This is a genomic window from Burkholderia sp. BCC1972, assembly GCF_905339605.1.
In the GTDB taxonomy this organism is placed as follows: Bacteria; Pseudomonadota; Gammaproteobacteria; order Burkholderiales; family Burkholderiaceae; genus Burkholderia.
The window spans coordinates 32,859-48,064 of the sequence record NZ_CAJPGH010000019.1; the positions used below are offsets into that span (position 1 = coordinate 32,859).

General features: G+C 66.9%; 15 protein-coding genes. 9 read left to right on the forward strand and 6 right to left on the reverse strand.

The genetic code is table 11. The features are described from left to right. Positions 1–48: 48 nt before the first annotated feature. Entirely contained in the window at positions 49–1,863 is a 1,815-nt protein-coding gene (locus tag U5798_RS24625) for an aminopeptidase P family protein (RefSeq protein WP_322083508.1), read from the reverse strand. An 18-nt stretch (positions 1,864–1,881) separates the two neighbouring features. Beyond that, positions 1,882–2,136 (reverse strand): hypothetical protein, encoded by a 255-nt coding sequence (locus U5798_RS24630; RefSeq protein ID WP_124453190.1) that lies wholly within the window; start codon positions 2,134–2,136, stop codon positions 1,882–1,884. A 171-nt stretch (positions 2,137–2,307) separates the two neighbouring features. Here U5798_RS24630 and U5798_RS24635 point away from each other — a divergent pair, with 171 nt between their 5' ends. The 7 genes from U5798_RS24635 (at position 2,308) to U5798_RS24665 (ending at position 8,425) form a co-directional block, all read left to right on the forward strand. Continuing rightward, positions 2,308–3,072 carry a response regulator transcription factor gene (locus U5798_RS24635; protein WP_124453192.1) on the forward strand — a complete coding sequence of 255 codons (765 nt, stop codon included), beginning with the start codon at positions 2,308–2,310 and terminating at the stop codon, positions 3,070–3,072. A gap of 26 nt (positions 3,073–3,098) precedes the next feature. Continuing rightward, entirely contained in the window at positions 3,099–4,397 is a 1,299-nt protein-coding gene (gene hemA, locus U5798_RS24640) for a glutamyl-tRNA reductase (protein ID WP_322083509.1), read from the forward strand. Between the two features lie 93 nt (positions 4,398–4,490). After that, on the forward strand, positions 4,491–5,573 hold the full coding sequence (prfA, locus tag U5798_RS24645; protein ID WP_124453194.1) for a peptide chain release factor 1: 1,083 nt from the start codon (positions 4,491–4,493) through the stop codon (positions 5,571–5,573). A gap of 7 nt (positions 5,574–5,580) precedes the next feature. Then, complete coding sequence (gene prmC, locus U5798_RS24650; protein WP_322083510.1) at positions 5,581–6,423, forward strand: peptide chain release factor N(5)-glutamine methyltransferase; 843 nt, start codon at positions 5,581–5,583, stop codon at positions 6,421–6,423. A gap of 67 nt (positions 6,424–6,490) precedes the next feature. Beyond that, entirely contained in the window at positions 6,491–6,802 is a 312-nt protein-coding gene (grxD, locus tag U5798_RS24655; protein ID WP_006477066.1) for a Grx4 family monothiol glutaredoxin, read from the forward strand. A 24-nt stretch (positions 6,803–6,826) separates the two neighbouring features. Beyond that, positions 6,827–7,423: a UbiX family flavin prenyltransferase gene (locus U5798_RS24660; protein WP_059236411.1), complete on the forward strand. Its 597-nt coding sequence runs from the start codon at positions 6,827–6,829 to the stop codon at positions 7,421–7,423. A 210-nt stretch (positions 7,424–7,633) separates the two neighbouring features. Next, entirely contained in the window at positions 7,634–8,425 is a 792-nt protein-coding gene (locus tag U5798_RS24665) for a DODA-type extradiol aromatic ring-opening family dioxygenase (protein ID WP_124453198.1), read from the forward strand. A gap of 109 nt (positions 8,426–8,534) precedes the next feature. Here U5798_RS24665 and U5798_RS24670 read toward each other — a convergent pair whose 3' ends face one another. After that, positions 8,535–10,133, reverse strand: coding sequence for an APC family permease (locus U5798_RS24670; RefSeq protein WP_124453200.1), 1,599 nt, complete (start codon positions 10,131–10,133; stop codon positions 8,535–8,537). 420 nt (positions 10,134–10,553) lie between these two features. On the opposite strand from U5798_RS24670, the gene U5798_RS24675 reads away from it, so the two are divergent. Further along, complete coding sequence (locus U5798_RS24675) at positions 10,554–10,757, forward strand: cold-shock protein (protein ID WP_006477070.1); 204 nt, start codon at positions 10,554–10,556, stop codon at positions 10,755–10,757. Between the two features lie 103 nt (positions 10,758–10,860). Here U5798_RS24675 and U5798_RS24680 read toward each other — a convergent pair whose 3' ends face one another. The 3 genes from U5798_RS24680 to U5798_RS24690 all read right to left on the reverse strand — a co-directional run bounded on the left by U5798_RS24680 (position 10,861) and on the right by U5798_RS24690 (position 14,347). Further along, the gene (locus U5798_RS24680; protein WP_322083511.1) at positions 10,861–12,111 is read right to left on the reverse strand and encodes an Hsp70 family protein; all 1,251 of its coding nucleotides are present in this window, start codon (positions 12,109–12,111) and stop codon (positions 10,861–10,863) included. Positions 12,112–12,300: 189 nt separating this feature from the next. Then, the gene (locus U5798_RS24685; protein ID WP_322083512.1) at positions 12,301–12,906 is read right to left on the reverse strand and encodes a nitroreductase family protein; all 606 of its coding nucleotides are present in this window, start codon (positions 12,904–12,906) and stop codon (positions 12,301–12,303) included. A gap of 157 nt (positions 12,907–13,063) precedes the next feature. Continuing rightward, complete coding sequence (locus U5798_RS24690; protein ID WP_124453208.1) at positions 13,064–14,347, reverse strand: MFS transporter; 1,284 nt, start codon at positions 14,345–14,347, stop codon at positions 13,064–13,066. A gap of 220 nt (positions 14,348–14,567) precedes the next feature. On the opposite strand from U5798_RS24690, the gene U5798_RS24695 reads away from it, so the two are divergent. Then, on the forward strand, positions 14,568–15,188 hold the full coding sequence (locus tag U5798_RS24695; protein WP_322083513.1) for a TetR/AcrR family transcriptional regulator: 621 nt from the start codon (positions 14,568–14,570) through the stop codon (positions 15,186–15,188). Positions 15,189–15,206 lie beyond the last annotated feature (18 nt).

Consider the following 15,206-nt stretch of genomic DNA (forward strand, 5'->3'; position numbering starts at 1 on the left):
CCTCGGTTTTGGCGTTCGGCCGTCGTCCGGCCGATATCGCTTGTTGCGTCAGATCGGCTGCGTGCGTGCGTCGAGCCACGCCTTCGCATCGCCGCTCAGGTGCCGGCCGACGCGCTCGCGCACCGTCGCGTGATACGTGTTCAGCCACGCGCGCTCTTCGTCATGCAGCATCTCGATCAGCACGCAGCGCGTGTCGATCGGGCACAGCGTCAGCGTCTCGAACGCGAGGAAATCGCCGAATTCCGTCTTCCCGGCCGCGCGGTTCACGACCAGGTTCTCGATCCGGATGCCCCACTGGCCGGGGCGGTACACGCCCGGCTCGATCGACGTGATCATCCCCTCTTCCATCGCCGTGTGCGGCTCGGCCGGCGCGTAGTGCGAGATGACCTGCGGGCCTTCGTGCACGTTCAGGAAGTAGCCGACGCCGTGCCCCGTGCCGTGCCCGTAGTCGAGCCCGGCCGCCCACATCGGCGCGCGCGCGATCGCGTCGAGCATCGGCGAGCGGATGCCGCGCGGGAAGCGTGCGCGCGACAGCGCCATCATCGATTTCAGCACGATCGTGAAATCGCGCCGCTGCAGGTCGCTGACGGTGCCGACCGGCACGACGCGCGTGATGTCGGTCGTGCCCGTCATGTACTGGCCGCCCGAATCGATCAGCAGCAGGCCATCGCCGGCGATCGTCGCGTGCGATTCGGGCGTCGCATGGTAATGCGGCATCGCGCCGTTCGCGTTGAAGCCGGCAATCGTCGCGAAGCTGGCGGACACGTAGCCGGGGCGCCGTGCGCGCGCGGCCGTGAGCTTCTCCTCGATCGTCAGCTCGGTGATCGTCTCGCGGTTCACGGCCTGTTCGAACCAAGCGAAGAATTCCGCGAGCGCTGCACCGTCGTGCTCCATCGTCACGCGCACGTGCTCGATCTCGGCGGACGTCTTGCGCGACTTCGCGAACGTCGACGGATTCACGGCCTCGACGAGCGTCACGCCGGCCGGCACGGCCTCGAGCGTGCCGAACGTCACGCGGCGCGGATCGACCAGCAGCGTCGCGCCGGCGGGCAGCGCGGCGAGCGACGCGCGCGCGTCGTCGTAGGCACGGACGTCGACGCCGTCCTGCGCGAGCGACGCGGCCAGTGCCGGCGACACCTTGCCGTCGGCGACGAACAGCGTCGCGCGATCGGCGCCGATCATTGCGTGCGCAACGAACACGGGATTGAAGTTGACGTCGGCGCCGCGCAGGTTGAACAGCCATGCGAGGTCGTCGAGCGTCGACACGAAATGCCACTGCGCGCCCTGCGCGTGCATCGCGCGGCGCACGTCGGCCAGCTTGCTCGCGCGCGTCGTGTCGGCCTGCGGCGCCACGTGCTCGAACACCGCGTCGCCGGGCAGCCCCGGCCGCTCGGGCCAGATCGCGTCGAGCAGGTCGAGATCGGTGCGCAGCGCGACGCCGCGCGTGCTCAGCGCGGCCGTCAGCCCGCGTGCGGCCGCGACGCCGAGCACCGCACCGTCGACGCCGACCGTCATGCCGGCCGGCACGTTCTGCGCCAGCCAGTCGACGTGCGGCGCGCTCTGCTGCCCGCCCGTCATCTTCATCAGCTGCACGCCCGTGCCGGCCAGCTCGGCGTCGGCCTGCACCCAGTAGCGGCTGTCGACCCACAGCCCCGCGAAATCCGCGGTCACGACCAGCGTGCCGACCGAGCCCGTGAAGCCCGACAGCCAGCGGCGCGCCTGCCAGCGTTCGGGCAGGTATTCGGACAGGTGGGGGTCGGCGGACGGCACGAGATAGGCGGCCAGATCCTCGCGGGCCATGGCGCCGCGCAGCAGCGCGAGGCGGGCCGGCACCGGCGAGACTTCGGGAAGACGGGCATTCATGATTTCACCTGAGAGCATTCAGCGACGGGCCGACAGCGCGACCGTCACGGCTACGGCAAGGAACGCGACGCCGGTGCAGACCGGCCATTCGAGCGTCTCGCCATCGTAAAACAGTCCCGAGAGATTGCCGGCCATGCGGGCGGCGACCGCGCCAGCGATGCCGGCGAGCACGGCGATCCACCATGCCGGCCGGCCCGTGCGCCGCATCGGATGCAGCCAGCGGCCGAACAGCCCGACGGCCGCTCCCAGGACAAGGATTCCAAACCAGTTCATTCAACGCCTTCTATAAATTCAGATTCGTCCCATAGGCGTGAACGTTACCAGCGGCTAGCATCGATTCATCCATCGAACCCGGGACCAGCCGGGTGCCGCGAACATTCGAGTGTAGGGGCCGACTCGACGTTATGGCAAGCGCGCACCGGCTGCCGTATTGAAGAAATTCTCATGCGAATCGCTCTGATCGATCCGGAGTCGCGTCATGTCGCACTCCTGAACCGCCTGCTCTTCGCGGGCGGCCACGTGTGCCACGCGTTTCCGTCCAGCGCCGCATTCTTCGCGTGGCTCGCCGCAGACAACACCTGCGACATGCTGATCACCGGCCACTGGGCCGGCGACCAGCCGGCCCAGGAGGTCATTCCGCGCGCGCAGGCAGTCCTGCCCGGTTTGCCGGCCATCGCCATGATGCAGTCGCCGCGCGAAAGCGAAATCGTCTCGTGCCTGCACGCGGGCGCCGACGATTGCCTCGCGCGGCCCGTGAGCGGCCCCGAGCTGCTTGCACGCGTCAACGCGCTGAGCCGGCGCGCCGGCGTACGCCGCCCGCCCACCCGCTCGCGCGAAATGTATGGCGAATATGCATTCGACGCCACGCATGATCTCGTGCGCTTCGGCGACGCAATCGTTTCCCTGACGCCCAAGGAGTTCCGTTTCGCCCAGCTGCTGTTCACGAACCTGTCGCGGCCCGTGTCGCGCGCCCATATCCTCGAAACGGTATGGGGGCGCCGCCGCGACATGAAGTCGCGCACGCTCGATACGCACGCGTCCCGGCTGCGCAGCAAATTGCGGCTGCTTCCGGAGCGCGGCTACCGGTTGCTGCCGCTCTACGGCTTCGGCTACCAGCTCGACCGCGTGCCGATCGAGCCCCCAAATTCACGGCCCCGCCATGCTGATGCCCGGTATGCGGCGAGTGAGGAAATCGCTGAAACGCTATAATATGGGGCTAAACGATAGCCCTTGATATGCAACTCCTCACGATCGGAATCAATCACCACACTGCGCCTGTCGCCCTGCGCGAACGCGTGGCGTTTCCGCTCGAGCAGATCAAGCCGGCTCTCGTCACGTTCAAGAATGTGTTTCTCGGCCCCCAGGCGCCCAATACGCCTGAAGCGGCGATCCTCTCCACCTGCAACCGCACCGAACTGTATTGCGCGACCGACGATCGCGCGGCACGCGAAGACGCGGTCCGCTGGCTGTCGGAGTATCACCGGATTCCGGTCGACGAGCTTGCGCCGCACGTGTACGCGCTGCCGCAGTCCGAAGCGGTCCGGCACGCATTCCGCGTCGCATCCGGCCTCGATTCGATGGTGCTCGGCGAAACCCAGATCCTGGGCCAGATGAAGGACGCCGTGCGCACCGCGACGGAAGCCGGCGCGCTCGGCACCTATCTGAACCAGCTGTTCCAGCGCACGTTCGCGGTCGCGAAGGAAGTGCGCGGCACGACCGAAATCGGCACGCAGTCGGTGTCGATGGCCGCCGCCGCGGTACGCCTCGCGCAGCGGATCTTCGAAAAGGTGTCCGATCAGCGCGTGCTGTTCATCGGCGCCGGCGAAATGATCGAGCTGTGCGCGACGCACTTCGCCGCGCAAGGCCCGCGCGAACTCGTCGTCGCGAACCGCACGGCCGAACGCGGCCAGCGGCTCGCCGAACGCTTCAACGGCCGCGCGATGCCGCTGGCCGACCTGCCCACCCGCATGCACGAATTCGACATCATCGTGTCGTGCACGGCGTCGACGCTGCCGATCATCGGCCTCGGTGCAGTGGAGCGCGCGGTGAAGGCACGCCGCCACCGCCCGATCTTCATGGTCGACCTCGCGGTGCCGCGCGACATCGAGCCCGAAGTCGGCAAGCTGAAGGACGTGTTCCTCTACACCGTCGACGATCTCGGCGCGATCGTGCGTGAAGGCAACGCGTCGCGCCAGGCCGCGGTTGCGCAGGCCGAAGCGATCATCGAGACGCGCGTGCAGAATTTCATGCAATGGCTCGACACGCGCAGCGTCGTGCCGGTGATTCGTCACATGCATACGCAGGCCGACGCGCTGCGCCGCGCCGAAGTCGACAAGGCGCAGAAGCTGCTCGCACGCGGCGACGATCCGGCCGCCGTACTCGAAGCGTTGTCGCAGGCGCTGACCAACAAGCTGATCCACGGCCCGACGAGCGCGCTCAACCGCGTGAACGGCGCCGATCGCGATTCGCTGATCGACCTGATGCGCGGCTTCTACCAGCACGCGCCGCGCTCGAACGACCAGTCCGGCCACTAGCGCCGGCCGCTCGCCCTGCCGCCGGCCGGTCGTTGTCCTGCCACCGGCCTATCCTTTCCGAATACCCCTTGCCCGGGAGCGCCGCTCCACACCATGAAGACGAGCATGCAACGCAAGCTCGACCAGCTGTCCACACGGCTGGCCGAACTGAACGATCTGCTGAGCCGCGAAAACGTCACGGCCGACCTCGACCAGTACCGCAAACTGACGCGTGAACATGCGGAACTCGGCCCGGTCGTCGAGCAATACGCGCTGTGGCGCCAGTCGCGCAGCGACGAGACGGCCGCGCAGGAGCTGCTTGCCGATCCGTCAATGCGAGACTTCGCGGAAGACGAAATCCGCAGCGCACGCGACGGCATGGCGCGCCTCGAGACCGAGCTGCAGAAGATGCTGCTGCCGAAGGATCCGAACGACGACCGCAACATCTTCCTCGAAATCCGTGCGGGCACGGGCGGCGATGAATCGGCGCTGTTTGCCGGCGACCTGCTGCGCATGTACCTGCGCTTCGCGGAACGCCAGCGCTGGCAGGTCGAAATGATGTCGGAGAGCGCGTCGGATCTGGGCGGCTACAAGGAAGTGATCGTGCGGATCGCGGGCCAGGGCGCATATTCGCGCCTGAAATTCGAATCGGGCGGCCATCGCGTCCAGCGCGTGCCGGCGACCGAGACGCAGGGGCGCATCCATACGTCCGCGTGCACGGTCGCGGTGATGCCGGAAGCCGACGAGATCGGCGAGGTCGAGATCAATCCGGCCGACCTGCGGATCGACACGTTCCGCGCGTCCGGCGCGGGCGGCCAGCACATCAACAAGACCGATTCGGCCGTGCGCGTCACGCACATCCCGACCGGGATCGTCGTCGAATGCCAGGACGACCGTTCGCAGCACAAGAACAAGGATCGCGCGCTGAAGGTGCTCGCCGCGCGCATCAAGGACAAGCAGTATCACGAGCAGCATGCGAAGGAAGCCGCGACGCGCAAGAGCCTGATCGGCTCCGGCGACCGTTCCGAACGGATCCGCACCTACAACTTCCCGCAAGGCCGGATGACCGACCACCGGATCAACCTGACGCTGTACCGGCTCGAGGCGATCATGGACGGCGATCTCGACGAACTGATCGGCGCGCTCGTCAGCGAGCATCAGGCCGAGCTGCTGGCGTCGCTCGGCGACGCCGACTGAGGCCGCGATGCCCGACACCACTGCCGACGAATTGCTGCGCGTGTCGCCGCTCGACGCGGTCGATGCGCGCGTACTGCTCGCGCACGCGCTCGGCTGGACCCGCACGCAACTGATCACGCGCGGCGATGCGCCGCTCGACGCGGCCGCGGTCGAACGCTACCGCGCGCTCGAAGCGCGCCGCGTCGCCGGCGAGCCCGTCGCGCAACTGGTCGGGATGCGCGAGTTCTTCGGCCGCCCGTTCGACGTGACGCCCGACGTGCTGATCCCGCGCCCCGAAACCGAACTGCTCGTCGAAGCCGCGCTCGATGCGATCGACGGGCTGCCGCACGCTGCCGTGCTCGATCTCGGTACCGGCAGCGGCGCGATCGCCGTGTCGATCGCGGCGGAACGCCCCGATGCGCGCGTGTGGGCGCTCGACCGCTCGCCGGCTGCGCTCGCCGTCGCGCAACGCAACGCGGACAAGCTGCTCGACGCACGCCGTCCCGGCGGCCCGCTGCAGTGGCTGCAGAGCGACTGGTACGCGGCGCTCGATCCGACGCTCGTGTTCGACACGATCGTCAGCAACCCGCCGTACATCGCGCAGCACGATCCGCACCTCGCGCAGGGCGACCTGCGTTTCGAGCCGCGCGGCGCACTCACTGACGATGCCGACGGCCTCAGCGCGATCCGCACGATCGTCGCGGGCGCCGGCATCCATCTGAAACCGGGCGGCACGCTCTGGATCGAGCACGGCTACGACCAGGCCGAAGCCGTCCGCACGATCCTCGCCTCGCACGGCTTCGTCGCGGTCGAATCGCTCGCCGATCTCGCCGCGATCGAACGCACGACAGGCGGCCGGCTGCCGGGCTGATGCCCGGCCCGCCCGGTTGAAATCCGCTATCATTTCGATCTAACGCCCCGCAAACGCAAGGTCAGTCATGGACACCCAACAACGTATCAAGCAAATCGTCGACGAAAACCAGGTCGTGCTCTTCATGAAGGGCAACGCGCAATTCCCGATGTGCGGCTTCTCGGGCCGCGCCGTGCAGGTGCTGAAAGCCTGCGGCGTCGACCAGTTCAAGACGGTCAACGTGCTTGAAGACGACGAAATCCGCCAGGGCATCAAGGCATTCTCGAACTGGCCGACCATCCCGCAGCTCTATGTGAAGGGCGAATTCATCGGCGGCTCGGACATCATGATGGAGATGTACCAGTCGGGCGAACTGCAGCAACTGTTCGCCGCCGCTTAACACGCGGAACCCGCCCCCCTTTCGATGGCATCTCCCAGCGCGCCGCCACGCCGGCTGATCGTCGCGATCACCGGCGCCACCGGCGCGATCTACGGCGTCCGGCTGCTCGACCTGCTGCGCGCCGCGGGCGGCGTCGAAACGCACCTGCTGATCTCGAACGCCGGCTGGCTCAACATCCAGCACGAGCTGAAGCTGCCGAAGGCCGATGTCGAAAGCCGTGCGGACGTCGTGCACTCGGTGCGCGACGTCGGCGCGACGATCGCGTCGGGTTCGTTCGCGACCGACGGGATGGTGATCGCGCCATGCTCGATGAAGACGCTCGCGAGCGTCGCGCACGGGCTGTCCGACAACCTGATCACGCGCGCGGCCGACGTCACGCTGAAAGAACGCCGCCGTCTCGTGCTGATGGTGCGCGAAACGCCGTTCAACCTCGCGCATCTGCGCAACATGACCGCCGTCACCGAGATGGGCGGCATCGTCTTTCCGCCGCTGCCCGCGTTCTACGCGATGCCGAAGACGATCGAGGAACTCGTCGACCAGACCGTCACGCGCGTGCTCGACCTGTTCGCGCTCAGCGCGCCGCAGACGACACCGTGGGCCGGCATCCGGCACGCGCAGTAAGCGCTACTTCGCCCCTTTCTTCGCGCATCTTCGCCGATTTTCACGGCAGCTCATTCGATTGCACGCAAACTGACGACTACCCGCATCGTCATGCATCGCGTTGCGCCGATTATCAACAAACAAGCGTCAATCAAATTCAGAAACGCCGATTTATCAATTTCGGGTGCGCGCCTATAGTCACAGGCAAACCCTTTTTCGCAGGCCACCACCATGAACCGCTTGCCTTCGCTGTACCTGTCCCACGGCGCGCCGACGCTGCCGATCGACCCGACGCTGCCGTCCGGCGCGTTCACGCACCTCGGTGCCGAATTGCCGCGCCCGCGCGCTGTGCTGATGCTGTCCGCGCACTGGGGCACGCAACGGCCGGTCGCGAGCGTCGCCGCGCATCCGGAAACGATCCACGATTTCTACGGTTTCCCGCAGGCGCTGTACGACATCCGCTATCCGGCGCCGGGCGCGCCCGATGTCGCCGCGCGCGCGGCCACGTTGCTGAATGCGGCCGGCATCGCGACCGCGACGACCGAGCACGGGCTCGACCACGGCGCGTGGGTGCCGATGCTGCTGATGTTCCCGGAGGCCGACGTGCCCGTGGCCCAGCTGTCGATCCAGCCCCGCGCGGATGCGGCGCATCACTTCGCGCTTGGCCGCGCGCTGCGGCCGCTGCGCGACGAAGGCGTGATGGTGATCGGTTCGGGCCAGATCACGCACAACCTGCGCGCAGCCGATTTCGGCGCCGCGCCCGAGGACGCGGACCCGCGCGTCGCGGAATTCACCGACTGGTTCGAGGCGAAGCTTGCCGCGCGCGATGTCGACGCACTGCTCGACTACCGCCGGCAGGCGCCGCACGCGGCGCTGATGCATCCGACCGACGAGCATCTGCTGCCGGTCTTCACGGCGCTCGGTGCGGCGGACGACGACTACCAGCTCGGCATCCAGTCGCTCGGCACCTACCAGCGCGTGCTCGCGATGACGAACTACGTGTTCGCGAGCGCCAACGCCTGAGCCGCGACGCAACCGCCGGCCACAAACAAAAAAGCCCGCCCGAGCATCGCTCGGACGGGCTTTTTTTCGCCGCATCCTGCCGCCGCCGAATCCGGCGACAGGTCAGGCGTCAGACACCGACCCCTTCGAGGATCTCGTCGTGCGACTCGCGCTCGTCGAGATACTGGGTCCGGTAGCCCGTATTCACACCCCAGAAGTAGAACACCAGCGAGATCGCCGCGACGATCAGCATGTCCCAGCCGTACGGCAGGTAGCCGTGACCGCCGAATTCCTTGCTGCCGATCAGCGACAGCACGGCCATCGTCGGCAGGTACGCGACCAGCCACCATGCGGCCTTCAGGTCGGCACCCCAGCCGGTCCAGCCCGATTTCGCCTGGAAGTAGAAGTACACCGGCAGCGCGACGATCATCAGCAGGATGATTTCGCCCGTCAGCGGCCACTTCGCCCAGTACAGGATCAGCGATGCGCACACGAATGCGAACGGGGCGATCAGCTTCATCAGCGGAATCGACAACGGACGCTCGATGTCGGTCGCCGAGCGGCGCAGCGCCATCAGGCTGATCGGGCCGGTCAGGTACGAGATCACCGTCGCGACCGAGATCACCGCCGCGAGCGAGCTCCAGCCGCGGAAGAAGAACAGGAAGATGAACGACACGAGCAGGTTGAACCACATCGCCTGGCGCGGCACGCCGTAGATCGGGTGCACGTTGCCGAACATCTTCGGCATCGTGTTGTTGCGCTCCATCGCGTAGATCATGCGGGTCGTCGTCGCCATGTAGGTCGTCCCGGTGCCGCTCGGGCTGATGAACGCGTCGACGTACAGCAGGATCGCCAGCCAGTTCAGGTTCAGCGCGATCGCGAGTTCCGCGAACGGCGACGAGAAGTTGAAGTGCGCCCAGCCCTTCGCGACGTCGGCCGGGTTCACCGAACCGATGTAGGCCATCTGCAGCAGCACGTAGATCACGAGTGCGAGCAGGATCGACGTGATCACCGCGAACGGCACGCTGCGCGACGGGTTGCGCGCTTCACCGGCCAGGTTCACCGGGCTCTGGAAGCCGTTGAACGCGAACACGATGCCGCTCGTCGCGACTGCGGTCAGCACGGCCGACCAGCCATACGGCGCGAAGCTCGCATTGGAGGCGGTGCCGAGGTTTTCCGCATGGAAGCTCGTCAGCATCAGGCCGAGGATCGTGAGGCCGGGGATCAGGAACTTGAAGATCGTGATCGCCGTGTTCGCCCGCGCGAAGGCCTTGACGCCCCAGTAGTTCAGCATGAAGTAGATGACGACCAGCACGGCCGACAGCAGCAGGCCGAGTGTCTGCAACTCGCCGTTCACGAACAATGCATGCGCCCACGGATACGGCCACGTGCTCATGTACTGGATCGACGCTTCGGCCTCGATCGGAATCACGGATACGATCGCGATCCAGTTGGCCCATGCGCTGATGAAGCCCACCAGCGAACCGTGCGAGTAGCGTGCGTAACGCACCATGCCGCCCGACTCGGGGAACATCGCACCCAGCTCCGCGTACGTCAGGGCAATCGCGAGAATCACGACAGCACCGATGATCCATGCGCAGATCGCCGCCGGACCGGCGATCTTCGCGGCCTTCCAGGCACCGAACAGCCAGCCCGAGCCGATAATCGAACCCAGTCCCGTCAGCATCAATGCAAACGGGCCGATGTTCCGTTGAATAGAACTCTTCACATCCTCTCCTATGTCTCAAAAAGCATGGTCGGCCTGCGGTCCGGGATCGGCTCGGACAGCACCGCGCACGCATTCTTGGGGGGACGGGTCATCCGATCGGGGCAACCCGTCCGCGCGGCGCGTAGTTTAACGGTTGCACCTCCGGCGTGGCGCCAAAATCGATCGACCCCTACAAAAAATTCGCATCGCCTGCAAGCTTTGTAAACCTGATCTCCGCAATAACCCTGAGAGCATGGGAATACGGTTGACCATCAGACCGATTAGCCGTATAAAGGACTTCGCAGGATTTCAAGTGGCGAGTGAATTGGTTCTTTCGTAGTTCGCCCATCAACGGTACTCCGGTTGGTCCTATTACCCCTTCCTTGATTTTCCGCACCCCATGGGCTTCGGCCCCGTTTTATCTTTTTAGGAACAAGTAACATGGCAACCGGTACCGTCAAGTGGTTCAATGACGCAAAGGGCTTCGGCTTCATCACCCCGGAAGGCGGCGGCGACGATCTGTTCGCGCACTTCTCGGAAATCCGCGTCGAAGGCTTCAAGACGCTGCAAGAAAACCAGAAGGTTGAATTCGAAGTGAAGACGGGCCCGAAGGGTCTGCAAGCTGCGAACATCCGTCCGGTCTAAGCTTGGCGCGATAATTCGTGTAAAAAAGCCCCGCTTCGGCGGGGCTTTTTGTTTTTGGGCGCCGGAGCGGCATTGGCGGCTATGCCAAACCGCCAATTGCCATTCAGCCGAACAATCGTTGCGCGTGAATGCCGAGGCCCGTCGCGACACTTGCGAGACGGTCGCCGAATACCGGCTGCGCGTCCGGGAATGCGCCCGCGAGCGCGCCCGACAGGAACGCGAGCCCGGTCGAGCCGCCGGTGAAATACAGCGCGCCGACGTCGCGCGGCGCCACGCCCGCGAGCCGCACCGTCTCGCGCGCGGCGTCGACGATCCGCGAGGTGTCGTCGCGGCTCGCATCGACGAGGCGATCGGCATCGAATGCGATCAGCAGGTCTTCTTCCACGTCGTTCAGGTTGATCATCGTCTCCCCGCCCGCCGCAACACCGATCTTCGCTTCTTCCGCGCGCGCCATCAGCGCATGCCCGAGCCGCTGCTCGACCACGCTCGTGAGCCGGTCGTACTGCCGCACGTCCTGGTACAGGTGCTTCATCAGCTTCAGCTCGCCGATCCGCTTCGGCGTGTAGACCGTATTGATCAGGTGCCAGGTCGCGAGATCGAAGTAGATCTTGTTCGGCAGCTCGCGCCCTTCCGGGTCGAGCGAACGGTAGCCGAATGCGGGCAGGATCGCTGCCAGCTCGACACGCCGGTCGTAGTCGGTGCCTGCGACGTGCACGCCGTGGTGCGCCAGCACGTCGTCCTTGCGCTCGAGCCGCGCCATCCGCTCGGGCCCGACGCGCACCAGCGAAAAGTCGGACGTGCCGCCGCCGATGTCGGCGACGAGCACGAGGCGCTCGGCCTGCTGGCGCGATTCGTAGTCGAACGCGGCGGCGATCGGTTCGTACTGGAAGTGAACGTCCGCGAAGCCGACCGATCGTGCGGCCGCCTCGAGCTGATCCTGCGCGAGGCGGTCGGCGCGCGGATCGTCGTCGACGAAGAACACCGGCCGGCCGAGCACCGCGCGGCCGATCGGCGCGCCCGCGCGCGCTTCGGCCTTGCGCTTCAGGTGCGTCAGGAAGCGCGCGATGATTTCGGTGTACGCGATCGCACTGCCGTCGCCGAGATCGGTCGTCGTTTCCGCGAGCGGCGAGCCGAGGATGCTCTTCATCGAGCGCATCAGCCGGCCGTCGAAACCGTCGATATAGGAAGCCAGCGCCGCACGGCCGTATTCGACCGTCTCTTCGTCGTTGTTGAAGAAGATCGCGGTGGGCAGCGTCAGGTGGTCGCCCTCGACGGGCGCGAGGCGCATGCCGTCGCCGTCGGGCAGCGCCACGGCGGAATTGGACGTGCCGAAATCGATCGCGCAGTAAGTCATGGGAAGTTGCCGCAGCAGGGCCGGCGCGAAAACGGAAAGGACGGGCTTTTTAACATGAAGCCCGCGGGATCACAACCGGGGCTGGCCACCGGTACCGCTCAGCGGGTGCCGATGGCAACGGCGCGGTGCGCCGCGCCGCGGACACGCGCGAACGGGGTGCACGAGGGTGCAGCCCGCCCGCTTGCGTGGTCAGGCTGCCGCGTCGAAGCTCTTCTTCCACGCGCCCGCATACACGACTTCGCCGATCGCCTGGCGCGTACGCGGCGCCTTTTCGCGATCGCGCAGCACGGGGTCGAGCTTGTCGACGTTGCCGTAATGGCCGAGCGAGATGATCGACAGGATCGCGACGTCGGCCGGAATCGCGAACGCGTCGCGAAACGCCTTCGTGTCGAAACCGCTCATCTGGTGGGCGGCGAGGCCGAGCGCGTGCGCCTGCAACACCAGCGACATCGCGGCGGCACCGGCGTCGTACGACGCGGTGGGTGCCGGCTCGCCCTTCGGCGTGAGCGTGTGGGCCGTTACCGCGATCAGCACGGGCGCCGGCGCATTCCAGCCCTGGTTGAACGGCACCAGCGTCGCGAACGCGCGCTTGAACGCGTCTTCGTCCTGCGCGCGATCGAATACGATGAAACGCCACGGCTGCGCGTTGTACGCGGACGGCGCCCAGCGCGCGGCTTCGAGCACCGCGTGGAGATCGCCGGCACTGACGGGCTCGTCCGAATAGGCGCGCGGGCTCCAGCGGCCCGCGATCAGATCGTGAATCGAAACAGTAGTGGGAGCAGGTTTGACGGACATGCGGTTCCTCGCTGACATCGATGAAGGGGCGCGAACGCCCGGCGAACCGCAAGCATACCCGCTTGAGCGGCTGCGCGCCCGATCCTCCCGCGCTATGCAAATCTCCCTGCCTGCATTGGCCGGCCACAGGCTGCGCGGCCGGCCGCGTTCACCGCAATCAGGCCGCCTGCGCGGCTGCGCGCGACGGGCCGCGGTTGATCCGCAGCACGATCAGCGCACCGACGATGCACAGCCCGCCCGAGATCATCGACGCGATCGTGTAGGTGCCGAGGCTCGCGCGCAGCAGCCCGGCGCCGAGCGCCGCGAACGCCGCGCCGAGCTGGTGGCCGGCGACGATCCAGCCGAACACGACCGGCGCCGCGGCCTTGCCGAACACGTCGGTCGCGAGCCGCACGGTCGGCGGTACGGTTGCGATCCAGTCGAGGCCGTAGAACATCGCGAACAGCGGCAGCCCGAAGAAATCGATCCCGAACGCATGCGGCAGGTAGATCAGCGACAGCCCGCGCAGCCCGTAGTACCAGAACAGCAGCACGCGGTTGTCGTAGCGGTCGGACAACCAGCCCGACAGCGTCGTGCCGAACAGGTCGAACACGCCCATCGCCGCGAGCAGCGACGCGCCCTGCACTTCACTCATCCCGTAGTCGCTGCACATCGCGATCAGGTGCGTGCCGACATAGCCGTTGGTGCTCGCGCCGCAGATGAAGAAGCTGAAGAACAGCAGCCAGAAGTCGCGCGAACGGCTCGCCATCAGCAGCGTGCGGAACGCGACCGCGAGCGGGTTCTCCTTCGACGCGACGGGCGCGGCCGGCGCATCGGCCGGTTCGCCGTACGGGCGCAGCTGCACGTCGGCCGGCCGCTCGGGCAGCAGGAAGGCAACCAGCGGAATCACGATCGCGGCCGCCACCGCGACGACCAGCACGACCGGCCGCCAGCCGTGGCGCTGCGCGATCGCCGCGAGCATCGGCAGGAACACAAGCTGGCCGGTGGCCGTGCTGGCGGTCAGGATCCCCATCACGAGGCCGCGCCGCGCATGGAACCAGCGCGTGACGAACGTCGCGGACAGCGTCAGCGCGACGACACCCGTCGAGCAGCCGACCATCAGGCCCCAGATCACGACCATCTGCCAGCTCTGCGTCATCATCGACGACAGCGCGACACCGGCGCTCATCGTCACGAGCGCCGTGAGGATCGTCGGGCGCAGCCCGAAGCGCTGCATCGCCGCGGCCGCAAACGGGCCCGTCAGGCCGTACAGTGCGATATTCACCGAGATCGCCAGCGAAATCGCCGCCCGGCTCCAGCCGAGCTCGCGCTCGAGCGGCACCATCAGCACGCTCGGCGTCGCGCGCGTGCCGGCTGCCGCCAACAGGATCAGGAATACCACCGCCGCCGCGAGCCATCCGTAGTGGAAGCGCCCGCCGATTCGTGTCACTGCCCAGTTCATCTTCGCGTTCTCCAGTTGGCGGTTCCGGCGCCATCGCGCCCGCCCCGCCCCAACCAGGCCACCTCCGCCGCACATTTCAACATCGGCTGACCCGGGCCGACGCTTGGCATTTGTCTGTTGATCCGGCCGCGATTGTTACCGACCGGTCACAAGTGTGTTGCGATCGTAGTGACCAGTCGGTAACATGTCAAGCCATTCCACTATGCAGCCGAGGGGCATCATGTCGGGCATCGAGATCGCCAAACTGCCGGCGCGCCGCACGCGCCGGCCGATCGACGGCGCCACCGCGCAGGAGCACCTGCTGCGCGCCGCCGAGGAGCTGTTTTACAAGGAAGGCGTGCGCACCGTCGGCGTCGAGGCCGTCGTGGAGCGCGCGGGCGTCAACAAGATGAGCCTGTACCGCCAGTTCTCGTCGAAGGACGAACTGATTCTCGCGTATCTGGAACGGATGGACGCGTGCTTCTTCGAGCGCCTCGACACGAGCGCCGCGAAGCATCCCGGCCAGCCGAAGGCGCAGCTGATCCAGTATTTCGCCGATCTTGCCGAGCGCGCGACGCAGAAGGACTATCGCGGCTGCCCGTTCGTCAACGTCGCCGCCGAATTCCCGGATGCGTCGCACCCGGCGCGCGAGCGCGTCGCGCAGAACAAGGAACAATTGATGAATCGGCTCGTCGCGCTATGCGAAGGCGCCGGCGCGCGGCAGCCGAAGGCGCTGGCCGACGCGCTCGCGTTGATCGTCGAAGGCATCTACGCGGCGAGCCAGACGTACCGGCACGGCGAAACGCCGATCGGCACGGCGCCCGCGCTCGTCACGCAGCTGATCGAAGCCGCGTGCGCTTGACGGGGCGCATACGCCCGA

Coding starts and splice junctions, on each gene's coding strand:
- U5798_RS24625 (WP_322083508.1), bottom strand. CDS start 1,863: ATGAATGCCCGTCTTCCCGAAGTCTCGCCGGTGCCGGCCCGCCTCGCG.
- U5798_RS24630 (WP_124453190.1), bottom strand. CDS start 2,136: ATGAACTGGTTTGGAATCCTTGTCCTGGGAGCGGCCGTCGGGCTGTTC.
- U5798_RS24635 (WP_124453192.1), top strand. CDS start 2,308: ATGCGAATCGCTCTGATCGATCCGGAGTCGCGTCATGTCGCACTCCTG.
- hemA (WP_322083509.1), top strand. CDS start 3,099: ATGCAACTCCTCACGATCGGAATCAATCACCACACTGCGCCTGTCGCC.
- prfA (WP_124453194.1), top strand. CDS start 4,491: ATGAAGACGAGCATGCAACGCAAGCTCGACCAGCTGTCCACACGGCTG.
- prmC (WP_322083510.1), top strand. CDS start 5,581: ATGCCCGACACCACTGCCGACGAATTGCTGCGCGTGTCGCCGCTCGAC.
- grxD (WP_006477066.1), top strand. CDS start 6,491: ATGGACACCCAACAACGTATCAAGCAAATCGTCGACGAAAACCAGGTC.
- U5798_RS24660 (WP_059236411.1), top strand. CDS start 6,827: ATGGCATCTCCCAGCGCGCCGCCACGCCGGCTGATCGTCGCGATCACC.
- U5798_RS24665 (WP_124453198.1), top strand. CDS start 7,634: ATGAACCGCTTGCCTTCGCTGTACCTGTCCCACGGCGCGCCGACGCTG.
- U5798_RS24675 (WP_006477070.1), top strand. CDS start 10,554: ATGGCAACCGGTACCGTCAAGTGGTTCAATGACGCAAAGGGCTTCGGC.
- U5798_RS24680 (WP_322083511.1), bottom strand. CDS start 12,111: ATGACTTACTGCGCGATCGATTTCGGCACGTCCAATTCCGCCGTGGCG.
- U5798_RS24685 (WP_322083512.1), bottom strand. CDS start 12,906: ATGTCCGTCAAACCTGCTCCCACTACTGTTTCGATTCACGATCTGATC.
- U5798_RS24690 (WP_124453208.1), bottom strand. CDS start 14,347: ATGAACTGGGCAGTGACACGAATCGGCGGGCGCTTCCACTACGGATGG.
- U5798_RS24695 (WP_322083513.1), top strand. CDS start 14,568: ATGTCGGGCATCGAGATCGCCAAACTGCCGGCGCGCCGCACGCGCCGG.